Here is a 459-nt window from a genome sequence, read left to right on the forward strand (position 1 = left end):
GGTTAAACAACAGGGCAAGCGCACCGTCAAAAGCGTGTTTGCGGTAAGAAGGCGACATAATTCGCGCGCCGTACTTTGTGTTCAATTCTTTGTGGACTAAATCGAGTATCGCTTTGCTGCGAGCCTCGTCAGCAAAACCGCTGATTACCGCCCAACTTTGCGGATTAAGCCAGATGTTCGCTTCGGGGTCGTCTTTTTTCCCGACTGTAACATCGTGCTCTGTAATGCCGCGCACAAAGCGGTCGTCTTTCCAACAGCGTTCTTCTATAATTTTGCCAAAACGTTTTTTTTGTTTTGTCATTTCTTTTTCAGTTGCGGAGTCTTTTTTGAATTTCGCAAAACGGATCATTATCTCGAAAGCGTAGTACAACTGGAGAGCGACAAAGACCGATACGCCTTTTGCTCCAAGACGAAGGCAGTCGTTCCAGTCGGCGTGAAGTCCCGCGGGCAGTCCGTGTA

Annotated in this window: 1 protein-coding gene; it reads right to left on the bottom strand. The window is 48.1% G+C overall.

All coding sequences use genetic code 11. The features are described 5' to 3' along the window. A partial coding sequence (locus tag ACYVTD_RS16690) for a GH36-type glycosyl hydrolase domain-containing protein (protein ID WP_461248776.1) occupies nucleotides 1–459 on the bottom strand: 459 nt, incomplete at both ends.

The sequence above is a fragment of the Treponema sp. R6D11 genome (assembly GCF_054786075.1).